The following is a 23,327-nucleotide window of genomic DNA, read 5'->3' as shown; positions in this document are numbered from 1 at the left end:
AGCCTGGAGAGCGATCTTCGGGTTCGAATCACCCAGTCCTGTCTGAGACTGCAGGTGCTCCGAGGGTCCGCCCGAGGGCATAATTTCGCCAAGAGGCCTGCATAGACGGTGCAAGAGCTCAAGCGGGGTCGAAAGATCCCGAAGACGGTTCGAACCATCTCGCCCGATGCGGCTTCACAGCCGGAGAGGGGACAGGGCACTGAGCGTCGCTCCGATGAAGCGCCGGTGTCAACCGGGGTTTTTTAGGAGCGGCAAGTGCAACCGGCGGCGAGCCCCCAAAGGCCTGCCGCCTACCGGAGAGAGCCCAGTGGATAAAGCGGCAAAGAATGATGCCGTCGCGACCCTGAACGGCGTGTTTGCGAGCACGTCGGTCGTTGTCGTGGCCCACTATGCGGGTTTGACGGTGGCTCAGTTCCAGAAGCTTCGTCGCGAGATGAAGGCCAATGGCGCCACCGTGAAGGTCGCAAAGAACCGGCTGGCCAAGATCGCTCTTGAAGGCACCGACGTCGCGTCCATCAGCAACCTGCTGACGGGTCCCACCCTGATCGCCTATTCCAACGATCCGGTCGCGGCGCCGAAGGTCGCCACCGCATTCGCCAAGGAAAACGACAAGCTCGTCATCCTCGGCGGCGCGATGGGCAAGACCGCCCTGAACCCCGACGGCGTCAAGGCCCTGGCCACGATGCCCTCGCTCGATGAACTGCGCGCCAAGTTGCTCGGCCTCCTGCAGGCTCCCGCAACGAAGATCGCCCAGCTCTCGACCGCACCGGCTGCAAAGCTGGCGCGCGTGTTCCAGGCATATGCCGACAAGGATGCGGCCTGATCCAGGCCAGTTACCCCTGAAAACCGTTCGAACCTCTTACCCTATAGGAGCCTATCATGGCTGATCTTGCCAAGCTCGTCGACGAGCTGTCCTCCCTCACGGTCCTCGAGGCCGCCGACCTCGCCAAGCTTCTCGAAGAGAAGTGGGGCGTTTCCGCCGCTGCCGCCGTTGCGGTTGCCGGCCCGGCCGCCGGCGGCGGCGCTGCTGCCGCAGCCGTCGAGGAGCAGACCGAGTTCAACGTCATTCTTGCCGCCGTCGGCGACAAGAAGATCGAGGTCATCAAGGAAGTCCGCGCCATCACTGGCCTGGGCCTCAAGGAAGCCAAGGACCTGGTCGAAGCCGCTCCGAAGCCTGTCAAGGAGTCGGTGACCAAGGACGAGGCCGAGAAGCTGAAGAAGCAGCTCGAGGCCGTCGGCGCCAAGGTCGAGCTCAAGTGAGCAGGACCGGCGCGATGCCGGTCCGACTCTAGTCAAGACCTGACAGTCCCGGGGTGGTCTCCACCTCCGGGGCTGTCGTGTCGTTTCCGCATGGTGATGCGGAAAGGTTGCAAAGGCCTCCGTTGCAGCTTCGCGTTGCAGGGCCTGTTTTCAGATGATGTCGGCGCGATGATGCGTCGAGCGGCTTACCCGGCGACCTTGTCGCCCCGGCGGATCGCCGGGTAAGCCGTCCGAGATTGCGAGGAACAACATGGTCAATTCGCTCCAGGGCCGCAGGCGCGTCCGCAAGTTCTTCGGAAAACTCAAGGAAGTGGCGCAGATGCCGAACCTCATCGAGGTTCAGAAGGCATCCTACGACCAGTTCCTGATGGTCGACGAACCCAAGGGCGGCCGCGGCGACGAGGGCCTTCAATCCGTCTTCAAGTCGGTGTTCCCGATCGGCGATTTCTCGGGCGCCTCGCTGCTCGAATTCGTGAAGTACACCTTCGAGCCGCCCAAATACGACGTCGACGAGTGCCGCCAGCGCGGCATGACCTTCTCGGCGCCGCTCAAGGTGACGCTGCGCCTGATCGTGTTCGATATCGATCCCGACACCCAGGCGAAGTCGGTCAAGGACATCAAGGAGCAGGATGTCTACATGGGCGACATGCCGCTCATGACCGATAACGGCACCTTCATCGTCAACGGCACCGAGCGCGTCATCGTCTCGCAGATGCACCGTTCGCCGGGCGTGTTCTTCGACCACGACAAGGGCAAGACCCATTCGTCGGGCAAGCTCCTGTTCGCCGCCCGTATCATCCCGTATCGCGGCTCCTGGCTCGACATCGAGTTCGACGCCAAGGACATCGTCTACGCGCGCATCGACCGGAAGCGTAAGATCCCGGTGACGTCGCTGCTGTTTGCGCTCGGCATGGACGGCGAGGAAATCCTCAGCCGCTTCTACAACCACATCACCTATGTCCGCGACGACAAGGGCTGGCGCGTTCCCTACGACGCCGAGCGCATGAAGGGCTTCAAGGCGACCGTCGACCTGATCGACGCCGAAACCGGCGAAGTCGTGGTCGAGGCCGGCAAGAAGCTCGTCGCGCGCACCGCGCGCCAGCTCGCCGAGAAGGGCCTCAAGTTCTTGCGCGCGACCGACGAGGATCTGGTCGGACAGTACATCGCCGAGGACATCGTCGATCTCCAGACCGGCGAAGTGCATGCTGAGGCCGGTGAAGAGCTGACCATGGCCGCCGAGGCGAAGACCGGCGAGATGAAGGGCAACCTCGTCGACCTGATCGCCAAGGGCTACAACGAGATCACGGTTCTCGACATCGACCACATCACGGTCGGCCCCTATATCCGCAACACGCTCGCCGTGGACAAGAATTCGCGCCGCGAAGAGGCGCTGTTTGACATCTATCGCGTGATGCGTCCCGGCGAGCCGCCGACCCTCGAGACCGCCGAGAACATGTTCCAGTCGCTGTTCTTCGACTCGGAGCGCTACGACCTCTCGGCCGTCGGCCGCGTCAAGATGAACATGCGCCTCGACCTCGACGCCGAGGACACCGTCCGGATTCTCCGCAAGGAGGACATCTTCGCGGTCGTCAAGGCGCTGGTCGACCTGCGCGACGGCAAGGGCGAGATCGACGACATCGACCATCTCGGCAACCGGCGCGTGCGCTCGGTCGGCGAGCTGATGGAGAACCAGTATCGCCTCGGCCTGCTGCGCATGGAGCGCGCCATCAAGGAGCGCATGTCCTCGGTCGACATCGACACGGTGATGCCGCAGGACCTGATCAACGCGAAGCCCGCGGCCGCCGCGGTGCGCGAGTTCTTCGGCTCGTCGCAGCTGTCGCAGTTCATGGACCAGACGAACCCGCTTTCGGAAGTCACGCATAAGCGTCGTCTTTCGGCGCTTGGACCGGGTGGTCTGACCCGCGAGCGCGCCGGCTTCGAGGTGCGCGACGTGCATCCGACGCATTACGGCCGCATCTGCCCGATCGAGACGCCGGAAGGCCCGAACATCGGCCTGATCAACTCGCTCGCCACCTTCGCGCGGGTGAACAAGTACGGCTTCATCGAGAGCCCCTACCGCCGCATCCGGGACGGCAAGCAGACCGACGAGATCATCTATCTCTCGGCGATGGAGGAGGCGAAGTACAACGTCGCCCAGGCGAATGCCGTCGTCGACAAGGAAGGCCGTCTCACCGACGACCTGATCGTCTGCCGCCGCGCCGGCGAGGTCATCGTCACCCCGGTCGACAAGGTCGACTTCCAGGACGTCTCGCCCAAGCAGCTCGTTTCGGTCGCCGCGGCGTTGATCCCGTTCCTCGAGAACGACGACGCCAACCGCGCGCTGATGGGCTCGAACATGCAGCGCCAGGCGGTGCCGCTGGTTCGCGCCGACGCGCCTTTCGTCGGCACCGGCATGGAAGCCGTCGTCGCCCGTGACTCGGGCGCCGCGATCGCGGCCCGCCGTTCCGGCATCGTCGACCAGGTCGATGCGACACGTATCGTCATCCGCGCGTCGGACGAGATGGACCCGACCAAGCCCGGCGTCGACATCTACCGCCTGCAGAAGTTCCAGCGTTCCAACCAGTCGACCTGCATCACGCAGCGTCCGCTGGTGCGCGTTGGCGATATCATCAAGAAGGGTGACATCGTCGCCGACGGCCCGTCGACCGAGTTCGGCGAGCTCGCGCTCGGCCGCAACGTGCTCGTCGCGTTCATGCCGTGGAACGGCTACAACTTCGAAGATTCGATCCTTCTCTCCGAGAACATCGTCTCGCAGGACATCTTCACCTCGATCCATATCGAGGAATTCGAGGTCATGGCCCGCGACACCAAGCTCGGGCCGGAGGAAATCACGCGCGATATTCCCAACGTCTCGGAAGAAGCGCTGAAAAACCTCGACGAAGCCGGCATCGTCTATATCGGCGCCGAAGTGGCGGCTGGCGACATCCTCGTCGGCAAGATCACGCCCAAGGGCGAAAGCCCAATGACGCCGGAAGAGAAGCTGCTGCGCGCCATCTTCGGCGAGAAGGCCTCCGACGTCCGCGATACGTCGCTTCGCGTGCCCCCGGGCGTGCAGGGCACGATCGTCGAGGTGCGCGTGTTCAACCGCCACGGCGTCGACAAGGACGAGCGCGCCCAGGCGATCGAGCGCGAGGAGATCGAGCGTCTCGCCAAGGACCGCGACGACGAGCAGGCGATCCTGGACCGCAACACCTTCGCGCGTCTCGGCGACATCCTGACCGGCAAGGTCGGTCTGGCCGGTCCCAAGGGCTTCAAGAAGGACACGGTCATCACCCGCGAGAGCATGTCCGAATTCCCGCGCTCGCAGTGGTGGCTGTTCGCAACTGGCGACGACGCCCTGATGACTGAAATCGAGGCGATGCGGAAGCAGTACGACGAATCGAAGAAGCGCCTCGAGCAGCGCTTCCTCGACAAGGTCGAGAAGCTGCAGCGCGGCGACGAGCTGCCTCCGGGCGTGATGAAGATGGTCAAGGTCTTCGTCGCGGTGAAGCGCAAGATCCAGCCGGGCGACAAGATGGCCGGCCGTCACGGCAACAAGGGCGTGGTCTCGCGCATCGTGGCTGCCGAGGACATGCCGTTCCTCGAGGACGGCACCCATGCCGACATCGTACTCAACCCGCTGGGCGTGCCCTCGCGCATGAATGTCGGGCAGATCCTGGAGACCCATCTGGGCTGGGCTGCTGCCGGTCTCGGCAAGCAGATCGGCGCGGCGCTCGACGCCTACAAGAAGTCGAGCGACTACAAGGCGCTGCGGGCCTCTTTCGAAGCCGTCTACGAGGACAACGAGATCATCGCCTCGATGGATGAGGCCGAACTCGTCGAGATGGGCCAGAACCTGCGCCGCGGCGTGCCGATGGCGACTCCGGTGTTCAACGGCGCCAAGGAGGCCGATATCGAGCGGCTTCTGGAGCAGGCGGGTCTGCACTCGTCGGGCCAGTCGACGCTCTATGACGGCCGCACCGGCGAGCCCTTCGACCGCAAGGTGACGATGGGCTACATCTACATGCTGAAGCTGCACCACCTGGTCGACGACAAAATCCACGCGCGTTCGATCGGTCCGTACTCGCTCGTCACGCAGCAGCCGCTGGGTGGCAAGGCGCAGTTCGGCGGACAGCGCTTCGGCGAGATGGAGGTCTGGGCGCTGGAAGCCTATGGCGCCGCCTACACGCTGCAGGAAATGCTGACGGTGAAGTCGGACGACGTCGCGGGCCGTACCAAGGTCTACGAGTCGATCGTGCGTGGCGAGGACAACTTCGAGGCGGGCATCCCCGAGAGCTTCAACGTTCTCGTCAAGGAAATGCGCTCGCTCGGCCTCAACGTCGAACTGATCAGCAACAAGGTGAAGCCGGGCGAGTTGCCGCCGGCGGAAGCCGCCGAGTGAGCCGGTTTTTGCCGCGCTAAAGACGATTTGCCGGCGGCACTGACGCCGCCGGCCCTTGAATTGACGAAGCCGGGCAGGGCGGTGCTCCACCCCCGCCGGCGAGAGGAGACAGGCGATGAAGCAAGAGGTCATGAACCTTTTCGGCCAGCAGCCGGTCCAGCAGGCCTTCGACGCGATCAAGATTTCGATCGCGAGCCCGGAGAAGATCCTGTCCTGGTCCTATGGCGAGATCAAAAAGCCGGAGACCATCAACTACCGGACCTTCAAGCCCGAGCGCGACGGCCTGTTCTGCGCCCGCATCTTCGGGCCGATCAAGGACTACGAGTGCCTGTGCGGCAAGTACAAGCGCATGAAGTTCAAGGGCGTCATCTGCGAGAAGTGCGGCGTGGAAGTCACGCTCGCCCGGGTCCGGCGCGAGCGCATGGGCCATATCGAGCTCGCCGCCCCGGTCGCGCATATCTGGTTCCTGAAGTCGCTGCCCTCGCGCATCGGCCTGCTCATGGACATGCCGCTCAAGGATCTCGAGCGCATCCTCTATTTCGAGTCGTATGTGGTCATCGAGCCCGGCCTGACGCCGCTCAAGGACCGTCAGCTGCTCTCTGAAGAAGAGTATGTCCGCTGCCAGGAAGAGTATGGCGCCGACACCTTCACCGCCATGATCGGCGCGGAAGCGATCCGCGAGATGCTGCGCGCGCTCGACCTCGACCAGATCAACGCCGATCTCAAGCATGAGATCGCGACGACGACGTCGGAGCTGAAGCCCAAGAAGCTGATGAAGCGCCTCAAGATCATCGAGGCCTTCCAGCTCTCGGGCAACAAGCCGGAATGGATGGTCATGACCATCATCCCGGTGATCCCGCCCGATCTGCGCCCGCTGGTGCCGCTCGACGGCGGCCGCTTCGCGACGTCCGACCTGAACGACCTGTATCGCCGCGTCATCAACCGCAACAACCGCCTGAAGCGGCTGATCGAGCTGCGCGCGCCCGACATCATCATCCGCAACGAGAAGCGGATGCTGCAGGAATCGGTCGACGCGCTGTTCGACAACGGCCGTCGCGGCCGCGTCATCACGGGTGCCAACAAGCGCCCGCTGAAGTCGCTCGCCGACATGCTGAAGGGCAAGCAGGGCCGCTTCCGCCAGAACCTGCTCGGCAAGCGCGTCGACTATTCCGGCCGCTCGGTCATCGTCGTCGGCCCTGAGCTGAAGCTGCACCAGTGCGGCCTGCCCAAGAAGATGGCGCTCGAGCTGTTCAAGCCGTTCATCTATGCGCGCCTCGACGCCAAGGGCTACTCGACCACGGTCAAGCAGGCCAAGAAGCTCGTCGAGAAGGAGAAGCCCGAGGTCTGGGACATCCTGGACGAGGTCATCCGCGAGCATCCGGTGATGCTGAACCGCGCGCCGACGCTCCACCGCCTGGGCATCCAGGCGTTCGAGCCGACGCTGATCGAGGGCAAGGCGATCCAGCTTCACCCGCTGGTCTGCGCCGCCTTCAACGCCGACTTCGACGGCGACCAGATGGCCGTACACGTCCCGCTGTCGCTGGAAGCGCAGCTGGAAGCGCGCGTCCTGATGATGTCGACCAACAACATCCTGCACCCCGCCAACGGCCTGCCGATCATCGTGCCGTCGCAGGACATCGTGCTCGGCCTGTACTATCTCTCGATCGTCTCCGACGGCGAGCCGGGCCAGGGCAAGATCTTCGGTGACTTCGGCGAGCTCGAATACGCGCTGCACGAGAAGGTCGTGACGCTGCATTCGAAGATCAAATACCGCTGGACCGGCGTCGGCGCCGACGGCAAGGACTACACCAAGATCTACGACACCACGCCGGGCCGCGTCATTCTCTCGACGGCCCTGCCGCGCCACCCGAACATGACCTTCGACGTCAGCAACCGCCTGATGACCAAGAAGGAAATCTCCGGGATGATCGACGCCGTCTATCGCGGCTGCGGTCAGAAGGAATCGGTGATCTTCTGCGACCGCATCATGTCGCTGGGCTTCACCCACGCCTTCAAGGCCGGCATCTCCTTCGGCAAGGACGACATGGTCGTGCCGGAGAACAAGTGGGAGATCGTCGACACCACCCGTGCGCTCGCCAAGGATTACGAGCAGCAGTACCAGGACGGCCTGATCACCCAGGGTGAGAAGTACAACAAGGTCGTCGACGCCTGGGCGAAGTGCTCCGACAAGCTCGCGCAGGAGATGATGCTGCGCATCTCGACCGTGAAGAAGGACAAGAACGGTCGCGATCTGCCGATCAACTCGATCTACATGATGAGCCATTCGGGTGCGCGCGGTTCGCCGGCGCAGATGAAGCAGCTCGCGGCGATGCGCGGCCTGATGGCCAAGCCCTCGGGCGAGATCATTGAATCGCCCATCATCTCGAACTTCAAGGAAGGCCTCGACGTTCTCGAGTACTTCAACTCGACCCACGGCGCCCGCAAGGGCCTGGCCGATACGGCGCTGAAGACGGCCAACTCCGGCTATCTGACCCGTCGTCTCGTCGACGTGGCGCAGGATGCCATCATCTCCGAAACCGATTGCGGTTCGGAGAGCGGCATCAAGATGCGCGCCATCATCGACGCCGGCCAGGTCGTGGCTTCGCTCGGCATCCGTATCCTGGGTCGTTCCGCGGCCGAGGACGTCACGGATATCGACGGCAAGGTCCTGGTGCCGAAGGGCACGATGATCGAGGAAAGCCATATCGAGGCGATCAACGCCGCGGGCGTGCAGGAGGTGAAGATCCGGTCGGTCTTGACCTGCGCCACCAAGAACGGCGTCTGCGCGACCTGCTACGGTCGCGATCTGGCCCGCGGCACGCCCGTCAACATGGGCGAGGCCGTCGGCGTCATCGCGGCGCAGTCGATCGGTGAACCGGGTACGCAGCTCACCATGCGTACCTTCCACATCGGCGGCGCGGCGACGATCGCGGACCAGTCCTTCACGGAGTCGAACTTCGAAGGCACGGTCAAGATCCGCAACCGCAACCTCGCCCGCAACTCGGACGGCGACCTGATCGCCATGGCGCGCAACATCGCCATCGTGATCGTCGGACCGGATGGGGCCGAGCGCGCGGTTCACCGCGTCCAGTTCGGCTCGAAGCTGCGGGTCGACGAGGGCGACAAGGTCAAGCGCGGACAGCGCCTGATCGAGTGGGATCCCTATTCCCGCCCGATCCTGGCCGAGGTCGACGGCACCGTCGGTTACGAGGACCTGGTCGACGGCATGTCGATCACCGAGACGACCGACGAGGCGACCGGCATCTCCAAGCGCGTCGTGATCGACTGGCGCGGCTCGGCTCGTACGTCGGATCTGCGTCCGGCGCTGACGGTGCATGGCCCCGACGGCAAGATCGCGAAGCTCGCCCGTGGCGGCGAGGCGCGCTACATCCTGCCGGTGGAGGGCATCATCTCGATGGAGCCCGGCGCCTCGATCAAGGCCGGCGACGTGCTGGCGCGTGTCTCGACCGACTCGGCCAAGACCCGCGACATCACCGGCGGTCTGCCGCGGGTGGCCGAGCTGTTCGAAGCCCGTCGTCCGAAGGATGCGGCGATCATCGCCGAGAAGTCGGGCGTCATCGGCTTCGGCAAGGACTACAAGAACAAGCGCCGCGTCACGCTGACGCCGCATGACGGTTCCGAGGGGCTCGAATACCTGATCCCCAAGGGCAAGCACATCCATCTCCAGGACGGCGACGTCGTGGAGACGGGCGACTACATCCTCGACGGCAACCCGGCCCCGCACGACATCCTGGCGATCAAGGGCGTCGAGGAGCTGGCGGCTTATCTGGTGAACGAGATCCAGGAGGTCTATCGCCTCCAGGGCGTGGGCATCAACGACAAGCACATCGAGGTGATCGTCCGGCAGATGCTGCAGAAGGTCGAGATCACGGATGGCGGCGATACCGACATCCTGACCGGCGACCAGATCGACCGCATCGAGCTGCAGGAGATCAACGCGAAGATGAAGGAGGAGGGCAAGAAGCCCGCTTCCGGCGTCCCCGTGCTGCTCGGCATCACCAAGGCCTCGCTCCAGACCCGCTCCTTCATCTCGGCGGCGTCGTTCCAGGAGACCACCCGCGTCCTCACCGAGGCGGCGGTCAACGGCAAGTACGACACGCTGGAAGGCCTCAAGGAGAACGTCATCGTCGGCTCGCTGATCCCGGCCGGCACCGGCGCGCAGGTCGCCCGCATCAAGCAGGTGGCGACGCGTCGCGACGATCTCATCGTCAGCCAGAAGGCGGATGCGGCGGCGAAGGCTGCGGCCTCGGCGGCAAAGGCCGTCGAAGCGGCTCTGCCCGCCGCGGAGTAAGCCTTCGTTCGCGCATGGCGCGGACGACAACAGTTGGACGTGGCCGCTCCCGCAAGGGGGCGGCCATGTCGCATTTGAGCGAGTACGACGCCTGGCGGTGCGAAACCCGCGGGGCAGGGGCGTTTCGCGTCCCGATCCGCCAGATTGGGGGTTGACGCGAATCTATCCCCGAGTCATAAGCGCGCCACTATCGGTGGTTGTCGGACACGTATGTCGCCTTGGCCTTGTTGCCGGCGAATTTCGCGGCCGAAACTCCACCGGAATTCCAGCGTCGATTGACGACATGGCAAGATGCATGAACGCGGAGCGATCCGTGTTCCTCTGCTGGCGGACGCGCCTGAGGCCCCTGCGGGGAGCCGATGGCGCGGCTTCGTTTTTGTCATGGCAACGACCGGCCTGGGCCGAGATTTTTGCGATTTCCAAACGCTCAATGGGAGCGAGAGGCCAGAATGCCGACAATCAGCCAGCTCATTCGCAAGCCGCGTTCGCCCGTCAAGGCGCGCAACACCGCTCCGGCGCTCGAGTCCTGCCCGCAGAAGCGTGGCGTCTGCACGCGCGTCTATACGACGACGCCGAAGAAGCCGAACTCGGCGCTTCGTAAGGTTGCCAAGGTGCGCCTGACGAACGGCTTCGAGGTGATCGGCTACATTCCGGGTGAGGGTCACAACCTCCAGGAACACTCCGTGGTCATGATCCGCGGCGGCCGCGTCAAGGACTTGCCCGGCGTGCGCTACCACATCCTGCGCGGCGTGCTCGATACCCAGGGCGTCAAGAACCGCAAGCAGCGCCGTTCGAAGTACGGCGCCAAGCGTCCCAAGTAATTTCTGCCTGACCGGCAGGGGCATCAAGGCCCGGGCCGGTTCGCAGCGTTGAAGATTTGACCGGAGACTAGACGATGTCCCGCCGCCATAGCGCCGAAAAGCGCGAGATCATTCCCGATCCGAAGTTCCACGATATCATCGTGACGAAGTTCATGAATTCGGTGATGTACGAAGGCAAGAAGTCGACCGCAGAGCGGATCGTCTACGGCGCTTTCGATATTATCGAGACCAAGATGAAGAGCGACCCGCTCGCCGTCTTCAAGAGCGCGCTCGAGAATGTCGCTCCGGCGATCGAGGTGCGTTCGCGCCGCGTCGGCGGCGCCACCTACCAGGTTCCGGTCGAGGTTCGCACCGAGCGCCGTCAGGCGCTGGCGATCCGCTGGCTGATCACGGCTGCTCGCGGCCGCAACGACAAGACCATGGTCGAGCGTCTCTCGTCGGAGCTGATGGATGCGGCCAGCAATCGCGGCAACGCGGTCAAGAAGCGTGAAGACACGCACCGGATGGCGGAAGCCAACCGTGCCTTCTCGCATTATCGCTGGTAATCGTCCGCTCGACCTCGGAAAGACGAAAGCATTCTCATGGCCCGTACCCATCCCATCGACCGTTATCGCAACTTCGGCATCATGGCCCATATTGATGCCGGCAAGACGACGACGACCGAGCGCATCCTGTTCTACACGGGCAAGTCGCATAAGATCGGCGAAGTCCATGACGGCGCCGCCACCATGGATTGGATGACGCAGGAGCAGGAGCGTGGCATCACGATCACCTCCGCTGCGACGACGTGCCTGTGGCGCGAGCATCGCCTGAACATCATCGACACCCCCGGCCACGTCGACTTCACCATCGAAGTCGAGCGTTCGCTGCGCGTGCTGGATGGCGCCGTCTGCGTGCTCGACGGTAACCAGGGCGTCGAGCCCCAGACCGAGACCGTCTGGCGCCAGGCCGACAAGTACGACGTTCCGCGCGTCGTGTTCGTCAACAAGATGGACAAGACCGGCGCCGATTTCTATCGCTGCGTCCAGGACATCATCGACCGCGTCGCCGGCAAGCCGGTCTGCCTGCAGATCCCGATCGGTGCCGAGTCGGATTTCGCCGGCGTGATCGACCTGATCAAGATGAAGGCGATCGTCTGGAATGGCGAAGCGCTGGGCGCCTCCTTCGAGGAGAAGGAGATCCCCGCTGATCTGCTCGCCAAGGCGACTGAATACCGTGGCAAGCTGATTGAAGCCGCCGTCGACATGGACGATGCGGCGATGGAAGCCTATCTCGACGGCACCGAGCCGGATGCCGAGACGCTGCGTCGTCTCGTCCGCACCGCCGTGCAGCGTCGCGCCTTCCATCCCGTGCTCTGCGGTTCGGCCTTCAAGAACAAGGGCGTTCAGCCGCTTCTTGATGCCGTCGTCGACTTCCTGCCGTCCCCGGTGGATCGCGGCGAGATCAAGGGCATCGACTTCAAGACCGAGGAAGAGACCGTTCGTAACCCCACGGACGAAGATCCCTTCTCCATGCTCGCCTTCAAGATCATGGACGATCCGTTCGTCGGCACGATCACCTTCTGCCGCGTCTATTCCGGCAAGGTAGAGACTGGCCAGGGCGTGATCAACTCGACCCGCGACAAGAAAGAGCGCGTCGGCCGCATGCTGCTGATGCACGCCAACAACCGCGAAGACATCAAGGAGGCTTTCGCCGGCGACATCGTCGCCCTGGCCGGCCTCAAGGACGTCCGCACCGGCGACACGCTGTGCGACCCGCTGAAGGCCGTCATCCTGGAGCGCATGGAATTCCCCGAGCCGGTCATCACGATCGCGATCGAGCCGAAGTCCAAGGCCGACCAGGAGAAGCTGGGCCTCGCGTTGGCCAAGCTCGCCAACGAGGATCCGTCCTTCCGCGTCTCGACCGACCAGGAGAGCGGCCAGACCATTCTCAAGGGCATGGGCGAGCTGCATCTCGACATCAAGGTCGACATCCTGCGCCGGACCTACAAGGTGGACGCCAATATCGGCGCGCCGCAGGTGGCCTATCGCGAGACGCTGACCAAGAAGGTCGAGATCGACTACACCCACAAGAAGCAGACCGGCGGTACGGGCCAGTTCGCCCGCGTCAAGCTGGTGGTCGAGCCCAACGAGACGGGCAAGGGCTTCGAGTTCGAGTCGAAGGTCGTCGGCGGCACGGTTCCGAAGGAATACATCCCCGGCGTCGAAAAGGGTCTCAACTCGGTCATCGGTTCGGGCGTCATCGCCGGCTTCCCGGTGGTCGACGTCAAGGTGACGCTGATCGACGGCGCCTTCCACGAAGTCGACTCGTCGGCTCTGGCCTTCGAAATCGCCTCGCGGGCTGCTCTTCGTGAAGGTCTGCAGAAGGGCGGCTCCGTGCTGCTCGAGCCGATCATGAAGGTCGAGGTCGTGACCCCGGAAGACTACACCGGTTCGGTGATCGGCGATCTGAACTCGCGTCGCGGCCAGATCCAGGGCCAGGACATGCGCGGCAACGCGGTCGTCGTGAATGCGATGGTCCCGCTTGCCAACATGTTCGGCTACGTCAACCAGCTGCGTTCCTTCAGCCAGGGCCGCGCGAACTACACCATGCAATTCGATCACTATGAGCAGGTTCCGTCGGCGGTGGCCGCCGAGGTCCAGGCCAAATACGCCTGATCACCAGCCCGACCTGCTTTAAACGCAACAACGATTTGACTGACGGAGGCTACGATGGCCAAAGAGAAATTCGCTCGCACGAAGCCGCATTGCAACATTGGAACGATTGGTCACGTTGACCATGGCAAGACGTCTTTGACGGCTGCGATCACGAAGGTTCTGGCTGAGTCGGGCGGCGCGTCGTTCACGGCGTATGACCAGATCGACAAGGCTCCCGAGGAGAAGGCTCGCGGCATCACGATCTCGACCGCTCACGTCGAGTACGAGACGGCCAACCGCCACTATGCTCACGTCGACTGCCCCGGCCACGCCGACTATGTGAAGAACATGATCACTGGCGCCGCGCAGATGGACGGCGCGATCCTGGTGGTGTCGGCAGCCGACGGCCCGATGCCGCAGACCCGCGAGCACATCCTGCTGGCGCGCCAGGTCGGCGTTCCCGCGCTGGTGGTGTTCATGAACAAGGTCGATCTCGTCGACGACGCCGAGCTTCTCGAGCTGGTCGAGATGGAGATCCGCGAGCTTCTGTCGAAGTACGATTTCCCCGGCGACGACATCCCGATCACCAAGGGTTCGGCGAAGGTCGCGCTCGACAACGGCGACAAGGCGATCGGCCATGATGCGGTGGTCGCGCTGATGAAGACGGTCGACGAGTACATCCCGCAGCCGGCGCGTCCTTTGGACCTGCCGTTCCTGATGCCGGTCGAGGACGTGTTCTCGATCTCGGGCCGCGGCACGGTGGTGACGGGTCGCGTCGAGCGCGGCATCGTCAAGGTCGGCGAGGAAATCGAGATCGTCGGCCTGAAGGACACGGTCAAGACGACGGTGACCGGCGTCGAGATGTTCCGCAAGCTGCTCGACCAGGGCCAGGCCGGCGACAACATCGGCGCGCTGCTGCGCGGCACGAAGCGCGAGGACGTCGAGCGCGGGCAGATCCTGTGCAAGCCGGGTTCGGTCAAGCCGCACACGAAGTTCAAGGCCGAGGCCTACATCCTGACGAAGGAGGAGGGCGGTCGCCACACCCCGTTCTTCACCAACTACCGCCCGCAGTTCTACTTCCGCACGACGGACGTGACCGGCGTGGTTCACCTGCCCGAGGGCACCGAGATGGTGATGCCGGGCGACAACATCGCCATGGAAGTCCACCTGATCGTCCCGATCGCGATGGAAGAGAAGCTGCGCTTCGCCATCCGCGAAGGCGGCAGGACCGTCGGCGCCGGCGTCGTCGCCAGCATCATCGCGTAACAAGCGTTTTCGTGAGGGCGAAGGCCCTACCGGGCTTTTGCCTTCTCACGTCACGAGGAAGATTGAGACCATGAACGGTCAGAACATCCGCATCCGCCTCAAGGCGTTCGACCACCGCATCCTCGACGCTTCGACGCGCGAGATTGTGTCGACCGCGAAGAGGACGGGCGCCCAGGTCCGCGGCCCCATCCCGCTGCCCACGCTCATCGAGAAGTTCACGGTCAACCGCTCGCCCCACATCGACAAGAAGTCGCGCGAGCAGTTCGAAATGCGGACCCACAAGCGGGTTCTCGACATCGTCGACCCGACCCCGCAGACGGTCGACGCCCTCATGAAGCTCGATCTCGCCGCCGGCGTCGACGTCGAAATCAAGCTCTGATTCGTTTTAGCCGGGTCCTCTGCCTCCAGCGTTTGGCTGGATGAGTATGACCCCAAGGGAAGGTATGCACCGATGCGTTCCGGTGTGATTGCACAGAAAGTCGGGATGACCCGCATCTTCACCGATGCCGGCGAACATATCCCGGTCACCGTGCTGAAGATCGATAACTGCCAGGTCGTCGCTCATCGCACGATCGAGAAGAACGGCTATGTCGCCGTGCAGCTCGGAACGGGCTTGGCCAAGGTCAAGAACGTCTCGAAGGCTGAGCGCGGCCATTTCGCCGTCGCCAAGGTCGAGCCCAAGCGCAAGGTCGTCGAGTTCCGCGTCAGCGATGATGCGCTGATCCCGGTCGGCGCCGAGCTCACCGCCGACCACTTCGTCGTCGGCCAGTTCGTCGATGTGTCAGGCACGACGCTCGGCAAGGGCTTCGCCGGTGGCATGAAGCGCTGGAACTTCGGTGGTCTTCGCGCCACGCACGGTGTTTCGGTCTCGCATCGCTCGATCGGTTCGACCGGCGGTCGTCAGGACCCTGGCAAGACCTTCAAGAACAAGAAGATGCCCGGCCATCTCGGTGCCGAGCGCGTCACCACGCAGAACCTGCGCGTCGTCCAGACGGATGTCGAGCGCGGCCTGATCCTGGTCGAAGGCGCCGTCCCCGGCCATGCCGGCGGCTGGATCCATGTGCGGGACGCCATCAAGCGTGCCCTGCCCAAGGATGCGCCCTTGCCGGGCAAGTTCAAGCTGAATGGCGGCGATGCGCCGGCTCCCGCAGCCGAGACGGTTGAGGAGAACGCGTGATGAAGCTCGATATCACCACTCTCGAAGGTGGCTCGGCCGGTTCGGTCGAGCTCTCGGATGCGATCTTCGGCCTCGAGCCGCGCGCCGACATCCTGGCCCGCATGGTGCGCTACCAGCTCGCCAAGCGCCGCGCCGGCACGCACAAGTCCAAGGGCCGGTCGGAAGTCGACCGCACCCGCAAGAAGATCTACAAGCAGAAGGGCACCGGCGGCGCCCGTCACGGTGCGGCTTCGGCTCCGCAGTTCCGCGGCGGCGGCAAGGCCTTCGGCCCGATCGTGCGCGACCATGCTCACGACCTGCCCAAGAAGGTCCGCGCCCTGGCTCTGCGCCATGCGCTCTCGTCCAAGGCCAAGGATGGCGGCATCATCATCATCGATGACGCCAAGCTGTCCGAGCCGAAGACCAAGGTTCTGCTCGGTCATTTCGGCAAGCTGGCCCTGTCCAGCGCGCTGGTGATCGGCGGCGCCGAGATCGACACGAATTTCGGCCTGGCGGCACGTTCGATCCCGAATGTCGACGTCCTGCCGATCCAGGGCATCAACGTTTATGACATCCTGCGTCGCGACAAGCTTGTCCTGACCCGCGCGGCTGTCGATGCGCTGGAGGCGCGCTTCACATGAGCACGGCGAAGAATCTGGACCCGCGCCACTACGACGTCATTCGTGGCCCGGTGATCACCGAAAAGGCGACGATGCTCTCCGAGCACAACAAGGTCGTCTTCAAGGTCGCCAAGACCGCGACCAAGCCGCAGATCAAGGCGGCGATCGAGAAGCTGTTCGATGTCAAGGTGAAGAGCGTCAACACGCTCGTCACCGAGGGCAAGTTGAAGGTCTTCCGGGGCCGTCTCGGCCAGCGCTCGGACGTCAAGAAGGCGGTCGTGACCCTCGAGGAAGGTCACTCCATCGACGTGACCACGGGCCTGTAAGGAAGGATCGCAAACCATGGCTTTGAAGCATTTCAAGCCGGTCACGCCGAGCCTTCGCCAGCTCGTGATCGTCGACCGCAGCGAGCTCTACAAGGGCAAGCCGCTCAAGGTGCTGACGGAGGGCAAGTCGTCCTCCGGCGGCCGCAACAATCTCGGCCGCATCACCGTCCGCTTCCGCGGCGGTGGACACAAGCGGACGCTGCGCCTGATCGACTTCAAGCGTCGCGGCAAGGATGGCATTCCGGCGGTCGTCGAGCGTCTGGAGTATGATCCCAACCGCACGGCGTTCATCGCGCTGATCAAGTACGCCGATGGCGAGCAGGCCTATATCCTGGCCCCGCAGCGCCTCGCCGTCGGCGACAGCGTGATCTCGGGTCCGTCGGTCGACGTGAAGCCCGGCAACGCGGCCCCCATGGGTTCGCTGCCGATCGGCACGATCGTCCACAATCTGGAGCTGAAGATCGGCAAGGGCGGGCAGCTCGCTCGTTCCGCCGGCAACTACGCTCAGATCGTCGGTCGCGACCAGGGCTACGTCATCATCCGCCTCAACTCGGGCGAACAGCGCCTGATCAGCGGCCTGTGCTATGCTACGGTGGGCGCGGTTTCGAACCCCGACCACATGAACCGGAATGACGGCAAGGCAGGGCGTTCGCGCTGGCTCGGTCGTCGCCCGCATAACCGCGGTGTCTCGATGAACCCTGTCGACCATCCCCATGGCGGCGGCGAAGGCCGCACCTCCGGTGGTCGTCACCCGGTTACCCCGTGGGGCAAGCCGACCAAGGGCAAGAAGACCCGCTCGAACAAGCGGACCGATACGTTCATCGTGTCGAGCCGTCACGCCCGCAAGAAGAAGAACTGAGGTCCGTCATGGCGCGTTCGCTTTGGAAAGGTCCGTTTGTCGACGGATACCTTCTGAAAAAGGCCGAGGTTGCCCGTTCGGCGGCCCGGTCTGAGGTCATCAAGATCTGGAGCCGTCGCTCCACGATCCTCCCGCAGTTCGTCGGTCTGACGTTCGGCGTCTACAACGGCCACAAGCATGTGCCGGTGAACGTCTCCGAGGAGATGGTGGGCCACAAGTTCGGCGAGTTCTCGCCGACGCGCACCTTCCACGGTCACGCCGCCGACAAGAAGGCGAAGAGGAAGTAAGCCATGGGAAAAGCATCAGCCCCCCGTGCGCTGCCCGAGAACGAAGCCGTCGCGATCGCTCGCAACCTTCGCGTCTCGCCGCAGAAGCTCAACCTCCTCGCCCAGCTCATCCGCGGCAAGAAGGTCTCGACCGCGCTCGCCGATCTCGAGTTCTCGCGCAAGCGGATCTCGCTGGACGTGCGCAAGTGCCTTCAGAGCGCGATCGCCAACGCCGAGAACAACCATGATCTCGACGTCGACGATCTCGTCGTCGCCCAAGCGTTCGTCGGCAAGGCCCTGGTCATGAAGCGTTTTCACGCTCGTGCCCGTGGCCGTGGCGCCCGCATCCTGAAGCCCTTCGCGAACATCACGATCATCGTGCGCGAAGTCGCTGCGGCCAAGGCCTGAGGAGAGAACGATGGGTCAGAAAATCAATCCGATCGGGCTTCGCCTCGGCATCAATCGCACCTGGGATTCGCGCTGGTTCGCGCAGAAGGGCGAGTACGGCAAGCTGCTTCATGAGGATATGGCCATCCGCGCCATGCTCATGAAGATGCTGAAGCAGGCTGCGATCTCCAAGATCATCATCGAGCGCCCGCACAAGAAGTGCCGCGTCACCATCCACTCGGCTCGTCCGGGCGTGGTGATCGGCAAGAAGGGCGCCGATATCGAGAAGCTCCGCAAGTCGGTGATGAAGCTGACCAAGGCGGACGTGACGATCAACATCGTCGAGGTGCGCAAGCCCGAGATCGACGCGACGCTGGTCGCCGACTCGATCGCGCAGCAGCTCGAGCGCCGCGTCGCGTTCCGCCGCGCCATGAAGCGGGCCGTTCAGTCGGCTATGCGTCTGGGCGCCGAGGGCATCCGCATCAACTGCTCGGGCCGTCTCGGCGGCGCCGAGATCGCGCGCCTCGAATGGTACCGCGAAGGTCGGGTGCCGCTGCACACGCTGCGCGCCGATGTCGATTATGGTGTCGGCACCGCCTTCACCACCTATGGCACCTGCGGCATCAAGGTCTGGATCTTCAAGGGCGAGATCCTCGAGCACGACCCGATGGCCCAGGACAAGCGCATGGCAGACGAGGGCAGCCGTTCCGGCGGTGGCCATCGTCGCGAGCATGCATAAGGCTGATCGAGAAGAGCCATGTTGCAACCAAAGAAGACCAAGTTCCGCAAGCAGTTCAAGGGACGCATTGCGGGCGTCGCCAAGGGCGGCACGGACCTGAACTTCGGCCAGTTCGGCCTGAAGGCCCAGGAGCCCGAGCGCGTCACTGCCCGGCAGATCGAGGCGGCCCGCCGCGCGATCACCCGTGCGATGAAGCGCGCCGGCCGCGTCTGGATCCGCATCTTCCCGGACGTGCCGGTTTCGAAGAAGCCGACCGAAGTCCGCATGGGCAAGGGCAAGGGCGCGCCTGAATTCTGGGCAGCCAAGGTCAAGCCGGGCCGGATCATGTTCGAGATCGACGGCGTGCCTGAGGAAACCGCTCGCGAGGCTATGCGCCTCGGGGCTGCCAAGCTGCCGATCAAGACGCGCTTCATCCAGCGCATCGCCGAGTAAGAGGGAGGACAAGATGAAAGCTTCGCAACGCCTGTCCGACCTGACAGCCATGAGCGTGGACCTGCTCCAGGACGAACTCCTGAAGCTCAAGAAGGAGCAGTTCAACCTGCGCTTTCAGAAGGCCACCGGCCAGCTCGAGAACACCGCCCGGGTGACCGAAGTCCGCAAGGACATCGCCCGCATCAAGACGCTGCAGCGGTCGAAGACCGTCGCGGCGAGCGCCTGAGGAGTCAGACAATGCCGAAGCGCGTGCTGCAGGGCGTCGTCGTCAGCGACAAGCAGAACAAAACTGTTGTGGTCAAGGTCGAGCGGCGCTATACGCACCCTCTCCTCAAGAAGACGGTTCGCCGTACCAAGAACTACCACGCCCACGATGAGGCGCAGGTGGCCAAGGTAGGGGATCAGGTCTGGATCGAGGAGTCCAAGCCCATTTCCAAGCTGAAAAGCTGGGTTGTGCTCGACAACGCCCCCAAGGCGTAGGTCAACGCGGTTCCCGTGCCCGAATCACTTCGGGTCGCGGGGAGGGCGGAATGGAAAAGTCGGGCATGTTTAGCCGCAAGAGTGCGTGCACTTTTGTGGTTCGTGCTTTGTTTTGAGGCCAGGGGGCGATCGACCCCCGTCAGTCGTAGTCCCGGAGGCACTGATGCTTTCGGGAAACCGCGCTGATACACACTGGAAGGATCAAGGCCATGATCCAGGTGCAGACGAATCTCGAGGTCGCGGATAACTCCGGCGCCCGTCGCGTGATGTGCATCAAGGTTCTCGGCGGGTCGAAGCGGCGCTATGCCCGCATTGGCGACATCATCGTCGTCTCGATCAAGGAAGCCATTCCGCGCGGTCGCGTGAAGAAGGGCGACGTCATGAAGGCGGTCGTCGTTCGCACCGCCAAGGACGTCAAGCGCGCCGATGGTTCGGTGATCCGGTTCGACCGCAATGCGGCCGTGCTGATCAACAACCAGAAGGAGCCTGTCGGCACCCGCATCTTCGGACCGGTTCCGCGCGAGCTGCGCGCCAAGAACCACATGAAGATCATCTCGCTTGCGCCAGAGGTGCTGTGATGGCTGCGAAAATCAAGAAGGGCGACAAGGTCGTCGTGCTGGCCGGCCGTGACAAGGGCAAGGCCGGCGAAGTGCTCCAGGTCATGCCCAAGGATGCCCGCGCGATCGTTCGCGGCGTCATGCTGGTCAAGAAGCACACCAAGGCTTCGGCTCAGTCCGAGGGTGGCATCATTTCCAAGGAAGCCACCATCGACCTGTCGAATCTCGCCGTGGCCGATCCCAAGGATGGCAAGCCGACCCGCGTCGGCTTCAAGGTCCTGGATGATGGCCGCAAGGTCCGTTTCGCCAAGCGTTCGGGGGATCTGATCGATGGCTGAGAACCAGCAGGCGGCGCTTACGCCGCGTATGAAGCAGCATTACGAGGACGTCGTTCGTCCGGCGATGATCGCCGAGTTCGGCTACAAGAACGTCATGGAAGTGCCGACCATCGAGAAGGTCGTCATCAACATGGGCGTTGGCGAAGCGACCGCCGACCGCAAGAAGGTTGACAACGCAGCCGGCGACCTCGCCCTGATCGCCGGCCAGAAGCCGGTCATCACCAAGTCCCGCCTCGCGATCGCCGGCTTCAAGCTGCGCGAGAACATGGCGGTCGGCTGCAAGGTCACGCTGCGCAAGACCAAGATGTTCGAGTTCGTCGATCGCCTGGTCACCATCGCGCTTCCCCGCGTGCGTGACTTCCGCGGCCTCAATCCGAAGTCGTTCGACGGGCGCGGCAATTTCGCGCTCGGGATCAAGGAGCACATCGTGTTTCCCGAGATCAACTACGACAAGGTCGACCAGGTCTGGGGTATGGACGTCATCGTCTGCACGACTGCGAAGTCGGACGACGAGGCACGCGCCCTGCTCAAGCACTTCAACTTCCCGTTCCGGCAGTGAACTTAAGCGTTCATACGCGGAAACCAGGAGAGATCGATGGCTAAGAAAAGCTCCGTCGAGAACAACAACCACCGCAAGGCTCTGGTGAAGAAATTCGCCGGCAAGCGCGCGCGGCTTCTCGCGATCGCCAATGACGAAAGCCAGTCCATGGACGAGCGGTTCCTCGCTCGCCTCAAGCTGGCCGAACTGCCGCGCAACTCGGCTCCGAACCGTGTGCGCAACCGCTGCGAAGTCACGGGGCGTCCGCGCGCCGTCTACCGCAAGCTGAAGATGTCGCGCATTGCGCTGCGCGAGCTCGGCAACAAGGGGCTGGTTCCCGGCCTCGTCAAGTCGAGCTGGTGAGGAGGACGCATCGTGATCATTGATCCGCTTGGAGATATGCTGACCCGCATCCGCAATGCGCAGATGCGGCGCAAGTCGCGCGTTTCGACGCCCGGTTCGAAGCTGAGGGCCCGCGTGCTCGACGTTCTCGAATCCGAGGGCTACATCCGCGGCTACACCCAGACCGAGTTCGGCAATGGCCGGACTGAATTCGACATCGAGCTGAAGTACCATGAGGGACTGCCGGTCATCCGGTCGATCTCGCGTGTGTCCAAGCCCGGCCGCCGCGTCTATTCTTCGGTGGAGACGATGCCGCGCGTGGCCGATGGCCTTGGCGTGACGATCATCTCGACCCCGAAGGGTGTGATGCCCGATCATCTTGCCCGCGAGCAGAACGTGGGCGGCGAAGTGCTTTGCAAGGTCTTCTGACCTTTCGCGCCGCTCGTTTTCAGGAGAAATCCAATGTCTCGTATCGGTAAGAAGCCTGTTCCGGTTCCCGCTGGCGTCACCGCCAACGTCGCCGGCCAGCTCGTCAAGGTCAAAGGCACCAAGGGGGAGCTCTCCTTCCTGGTTCCCGATGACGTCTCGGTCGCCATGGAAGATGGCGCGATCGCGGTTCAGCCGCGTTCGCAGAGCAAGCGTGCCCGTTCGCTCTGGGGCACCTCGCGGGCCCGCATCGCCAATCTCGTCGTCGGCACCACCGCCGGCTTCGAGAAGAAGCTCGAGATCAACGGCGTCGGCTACAAGGCCGCCGTCAACGGCAAGGTTCTGAAGCTCTCGCTGGGCTACAGCCACGACATCGACTATGCGATCCCGGAAGGGGTTGCGATCGTGACGCCGAAGCCGACCGAAATCGTCATCACCGGCATCGACAAGCAGGTGGTCGGCCAGACCGCCGCTGAAATCCGCGACTATCGCGGGCCTGAGCCTTACAAGGGCAAGGGCGTCAAATACGCCGGCGAATTCATCTTCCGCAAGGAAGGGAAGAAGAAGTAACCGCCATGAGCAAGCAGACAGACAACACTGCGCGCCGCAAGGCCCGCGTCCGCCGCGCGATCAAGGCCGTTGCCAATGGCCGCGCCCGCCTGTCGGTGCATCGCACCGGCAAGCAGATCTATGCCCAGATCATCGACGACGTGAAGGGTGTCACCGTCGCGTCGGCCTCGAGCCTGGACAAGGACATCCGCACCGACATCAAGTCGGGCGCGAATGTCGAGGCGGCTACGACGATCGGTAAGCTGATCGCCGAGCGCGCCGTCAAGGCGGGCATCAAGGACGTGGTCTTCGACCGCGGTCCGTATATGTATCACGGCCGCGTCAAGGCGCTGGCCGATGCGGCCCGCGAAGCCGGCCTGAACTTCTGAGTTCGGATTCACCGGCCCGCCGCTCCGCTTTCCGGCGGTGGGGGGGGGCGGGGCCTTTTTTTTTTTGATGTGGGTTTCACCCAAGCACCCTGGCGGGGGGGGGGGGGGAGGGATGCGCGGGCCCCGGACCGCAAGGGGGAGAGAAAAGAGCGAGGAGGGCGGGGCCGCGGCGCCGGAGGGGGGGGGAGAGGAACACCGTGCTCTCCACAAACCCCCGCCCACCCGC

26 protein-coding genes are annotated in these 23,327 nt (G+C 63.8%); all 26 read left to right on the top strand.

Annotation, left to right across the window (positions count from 1 at the left end):
• The first annotated feature begins 307 nt into the window (after window positions 1–307).
• The 26 genes from rplJ to rplR all read left to right on the top strand — a co-directional run bounded on the left by rplJ (window position 308) and on the right by rplR (window position 23,101).
• Window positions 308–823 (top strand): 50S ribosomal protein L10, encoded by a 516-nt coding sequence (rplJ, locus tag AE618_RS25520; protein WP_054211884.1) that lies wholly within the window; start codon window positions 308–310, stop codon window positions 821–823.
• 56 nt (window positions 824–879) lie between these two features.
• Window positions 880–1,260 carry a 50S ribosomal protein L7/L12 gene (gene rplL / locus AE618_RS25515; protein WP_054211883.1) on the top strand — a complete coding sequence of 127 codons (381 nt, stop codon included), beginning with the start codon at window positions 880–882 and terminating at the stop codon, window positions 1,258–1,260.
• Between the two features lie 250 nt (window positions 1,261–1,510).
• Complete coding sequence (rpoB, locus tag AE618_RS25510; RefSeq protein ID WP_054211882.1) at window positions 1,511–5,662, top strand: DNA-directed RNA polymerase subunit beta; 4,152 nt, start codon at window positions 1,511–1,513, stop codon at window positions 5,660–5,662.
• 115 nt (window positions 5,663–5,777) lie between these two features.
• On the top strand, window positions 5,778–9,974 hold the full coding sequence (gene rpoC / locus AE618_RS25505) for a DNA-directed RNA polymerase subunit beta' (RefSeq protein WP_054211881.1): 4,197 nt from the start codon (window positions 5,778–5,780) through the stop codon (window positions 9,972–9,974).
• 449 nt (window positions 9,975–10,423) lie between these two features.
• Window positions 10,424–10,795, top strand: coding sequence for a 30S ribosomal protein S12 (rpsL, locus tag AE618_RS25500; RefSeq protein WP_038358286.1), 372 nt, complete (start codon window positions 10,424–10,426; stop codon window positions 10,793–10,795).
• A 74-nt stretch (window positions 10,796–10,869) separates the two neighbouring features.
• A complete protein-coding gene (gene rpsG, locus AE618_RS25495; protein ID WP_054211880.1) occupies window positions 10,870–11,340 on the top strand; it encodes a 30S ribosomal protein S7 in 471 nt (156 codons plus the stop codon).
• Window positions 11,341–11,376: 36 nt separating this feature from the next.
• Window positions 11,377–13,452 carry an elongation factor G gene (gene fusA, locus AE618_RS25490; protein WP_054211879.1) on the top strand — a complete coding sequence of 692 codons (2,076 nt, stop codon included), beginning with the start codon at window positions 11,377–11,379 and terminating at the stop codon, window positions 13,450–13,452.
• Window positions 13,453–13,506: 54 nt separating this feature from the next.
• Window positions 13,507–14,697 carry an elongation factor Tu gene (gene tuf, locus AE618_RS25485; protein WP_054211878.1) on the top strand — a complete coding sequence of 397 codons (1,191 nt, stop codon included), beginning with the start codon at window positions 13,507–13,509 and terminating at the stop codon, window positions 14,695–14,697.
• A 70-nt stretch (window positions 14,698–14,767) separates the two neighbouring features.
• Window positions 14,768–15,076, top strand: a complete 309-nt coding sequence (gene rpsJ / locus AE618_RS25480) for a 30S ribosomal protein S10 (protein ID WP_043237115.1) — start codon at window positions 14,768–14,770, stop codon at window positions 15,074–15,076.
• A gap of 72 nt (window positions 15,077–15,148) precedes the next feature.
• Entirely contained in the window at window positions 15,149–15,874 is a 726-nt protein-coding gene (gene rplC, locus AE618_RS25475) for a 50S ribosomal protein L3 (RefSeq protein ID WP_054211877.1), read from the top strand.
• A complete protein-coding gene (gene rplD, locus AE618_RS25470; RefSeq protein WP_054211876.1) occupies window positions 15,874–16,494 on the top strand; it encodes a 50S ribosomal protein L4 in 621 nt (206 codons plus the stop codon). The genes rplC and rplD overlap by 1 nt, the downstream gene beginning before the upstream one ends.
• Window positions 16,491–16,799, top strand: coding sequence for a 50S ribosomal protein L23 (locus tag AE618_RS25465; RefSeq protein WP_054211875.1), 309 nt, complete (start codon window positions 16,491–16,493; stop codon window positions 16,797–16,799). Before rplD ends, AE618_RS25465 begins: the two co-directional genes overlap by 4 nt.
• Before the next feature lie 16 nt (window positions 16,800–16,815).
• Window positions 16,816–17,658, top strand: coding sequence for a 50S ribosomal protein L2 (gene rplB / locus AE618_RS25460; protein ID WP_054144266.1), 843 nt, complete (start codon window positions 16,816–16,818; stop codon window positions 17,656–17,658).
• An 8-nt stretch (window positions 17,659–17,666) separates the two neighbouring features.
• Entirely contained in the window at window positions 17,667–17,945 is a 279-nt protein-coding gene (gene rpsS, locus AE618_RS25455; protein WP_054144265.1) for a 30S ribosomal protein S19, read from the top strand.
• Window positions 17,946–17,948: 3 nt separating this feature from the next.
• Window positions 17,949–18,332, top strand: a complete 384-nt coding sequence (gene rplV / locus AE618_RS25450) for a 50S ribosomal protein L22 (RefSeq protein ID WP_054144264.1) — start codon at window positions 17,949–17,951, stop codon at window positions 18,330–18,332.
• Window positions 18,333–18,342: 10 nt separating this feature from the next.
• Window positions 18,343–19,050 (top strand): 30S ribosomal protein S3, encoded by a 708-nt coding sequence (gene rpsC / locus AE618_RS25445; protein WP_054211874.1) that lies wholly within the window; start codon window positions 18,343–18,345, stop codon window positions 19,048–19,050.
• An 18-nt stretch (window positions 19,051–19,068) separates the two neighbouring features.
• Window positions 19,069–19,482, top strand: coding sequence for a 50S ribosomal protein L16 (gene rplP, locus AE618_RS25440; protein WP_054144262.1), 414 nt, complete (start codon window positions 19,069–19,071; stop codon window positions 19,480–19,482).
• Between the two features lie 13 nt (window positions 19,483–19,495).
• Entirely contained in the window at window positions 19,496–19,708 is a 213-nt protein-coding gene (rpmC, locus tag AE618_RS25435; RefSeq protein WP_054144261.1) for a 50S ribosomal protein L29, read from the top strand.
• A gap of 11 nt (window positions 19,709–19,719) precedes the next feature.
• A complete protein-coding gene (gene rpsQ / locus AE618_RS25430; RefSeq protein ID WP_054211873.1) occupies window positions 19,720–19,962 on the top strand; it encodes a 30S ribosomal protein S17 in 243 nt (80 codons plus the stop codon).
• Between the two features lie 209 nt (window positions 19,963–20,171).
• Window positions 20,172–20,540: a 50S ribosomal protein L14 gene (gene rplN / locus AE618_RS25425; protein WP_054144259.1), complete on the top strand. Its 369-nt coding sequence runs from the start codon at window positions 20,172–20,174 to the stop codon at window positions 20,538–20,540.
• Complete coding sequence (gene rplX, locus AE618_RS25420; protein WP_054211872.1) at window positions 20,540–20,857, top strand: 50S ribosomal protein L24; 318 nt, start codon at window positions 20,540–20,542, stop codon at window positions 20,855–20,857. Before rplN ends, rplX begins: the two co-directional genes overlap by 1 nt.
• The gene (rplE, locus tag AE618_RS25415; protein WP_054211871.1) at window positions 20,850–21,416 is read left to right on the top strand and encodes a 50S ribosomal protein L5; all 567 of its coding nucleotides are present in this window, start codon (window positions 20,850–20,852) and stop codon (window positions 21,414–21,416) included. Before rplX ends, rplE begins: the two co-directional genes overlap by 8 nt.
• A gap of 36 nt (window positions 21,417–21,452) precedes the next feature.
• The gene (gene rpsN / locus AE618_RS25410) at window positions 21,453–21,758 is read left to right on the top strand and encodes a 30S ribosomal protein S14 (protein ID WP_054211870.1); all 306 of its coding nucleotides are present in this window, start codon (window positions 21,453–21,455) and stop codon (window positions 21,756–21,758) included.
• A gap of 12 nt (window positions 21,759–21,770) precedes the next feature.
• A complete protein-coding gene (rpsH, locus tag AE618_RS25405; RefSeq protein ID WP_082365580.1) occupies window positions 21,771–22,166 on the top strand; it encodes a 30S ribosomal protein S8 in 396 nt (131 codons plus the stop codon).
• Window positions 22,167–22,199: 33 nt separating this feature from the next.
• On the top strand, window positions 22,200–22,733 hold the full coding sequence (rplF, locus tag AE618_RS25400) for a 50S ribosomal protein L6 (protein ID WP_054211868.1): 534 nt from the start codon (window positions 22,200–22,202) through the stop codon (window positions 22,731–22,733).
• A 5-nt stretch (window positions 22,734–22,738) separates the two neighbouring features.
• Entirely contained in the window at window positions 22,739–23,101 is a 363-nt protein-coding gene (rplR, locus tag AE618_RS25395) for a 50S ribosomal protein L18 (RefSeq protein WP_054211867.1), read from the top strand.
• Window positions 23,102–23,327 lie beyond the last annotated feature (226 nt).

The sequence above is a fragment of the Allobosea vaviloviae genome (assembly GCF_001298265.1).
GTDB lineage: Bacteria > Pseudomonadota > Alphaproteobacteria > Rhizobiales > Beijerinckiaceae > Allobosea > Allobosea vaviloviae_B.
The sequence above is the reverse complement of the archived record's forward strand: the minus strand, read 5'-3'. Positions and strand labels throughout refer to the sequence as shown.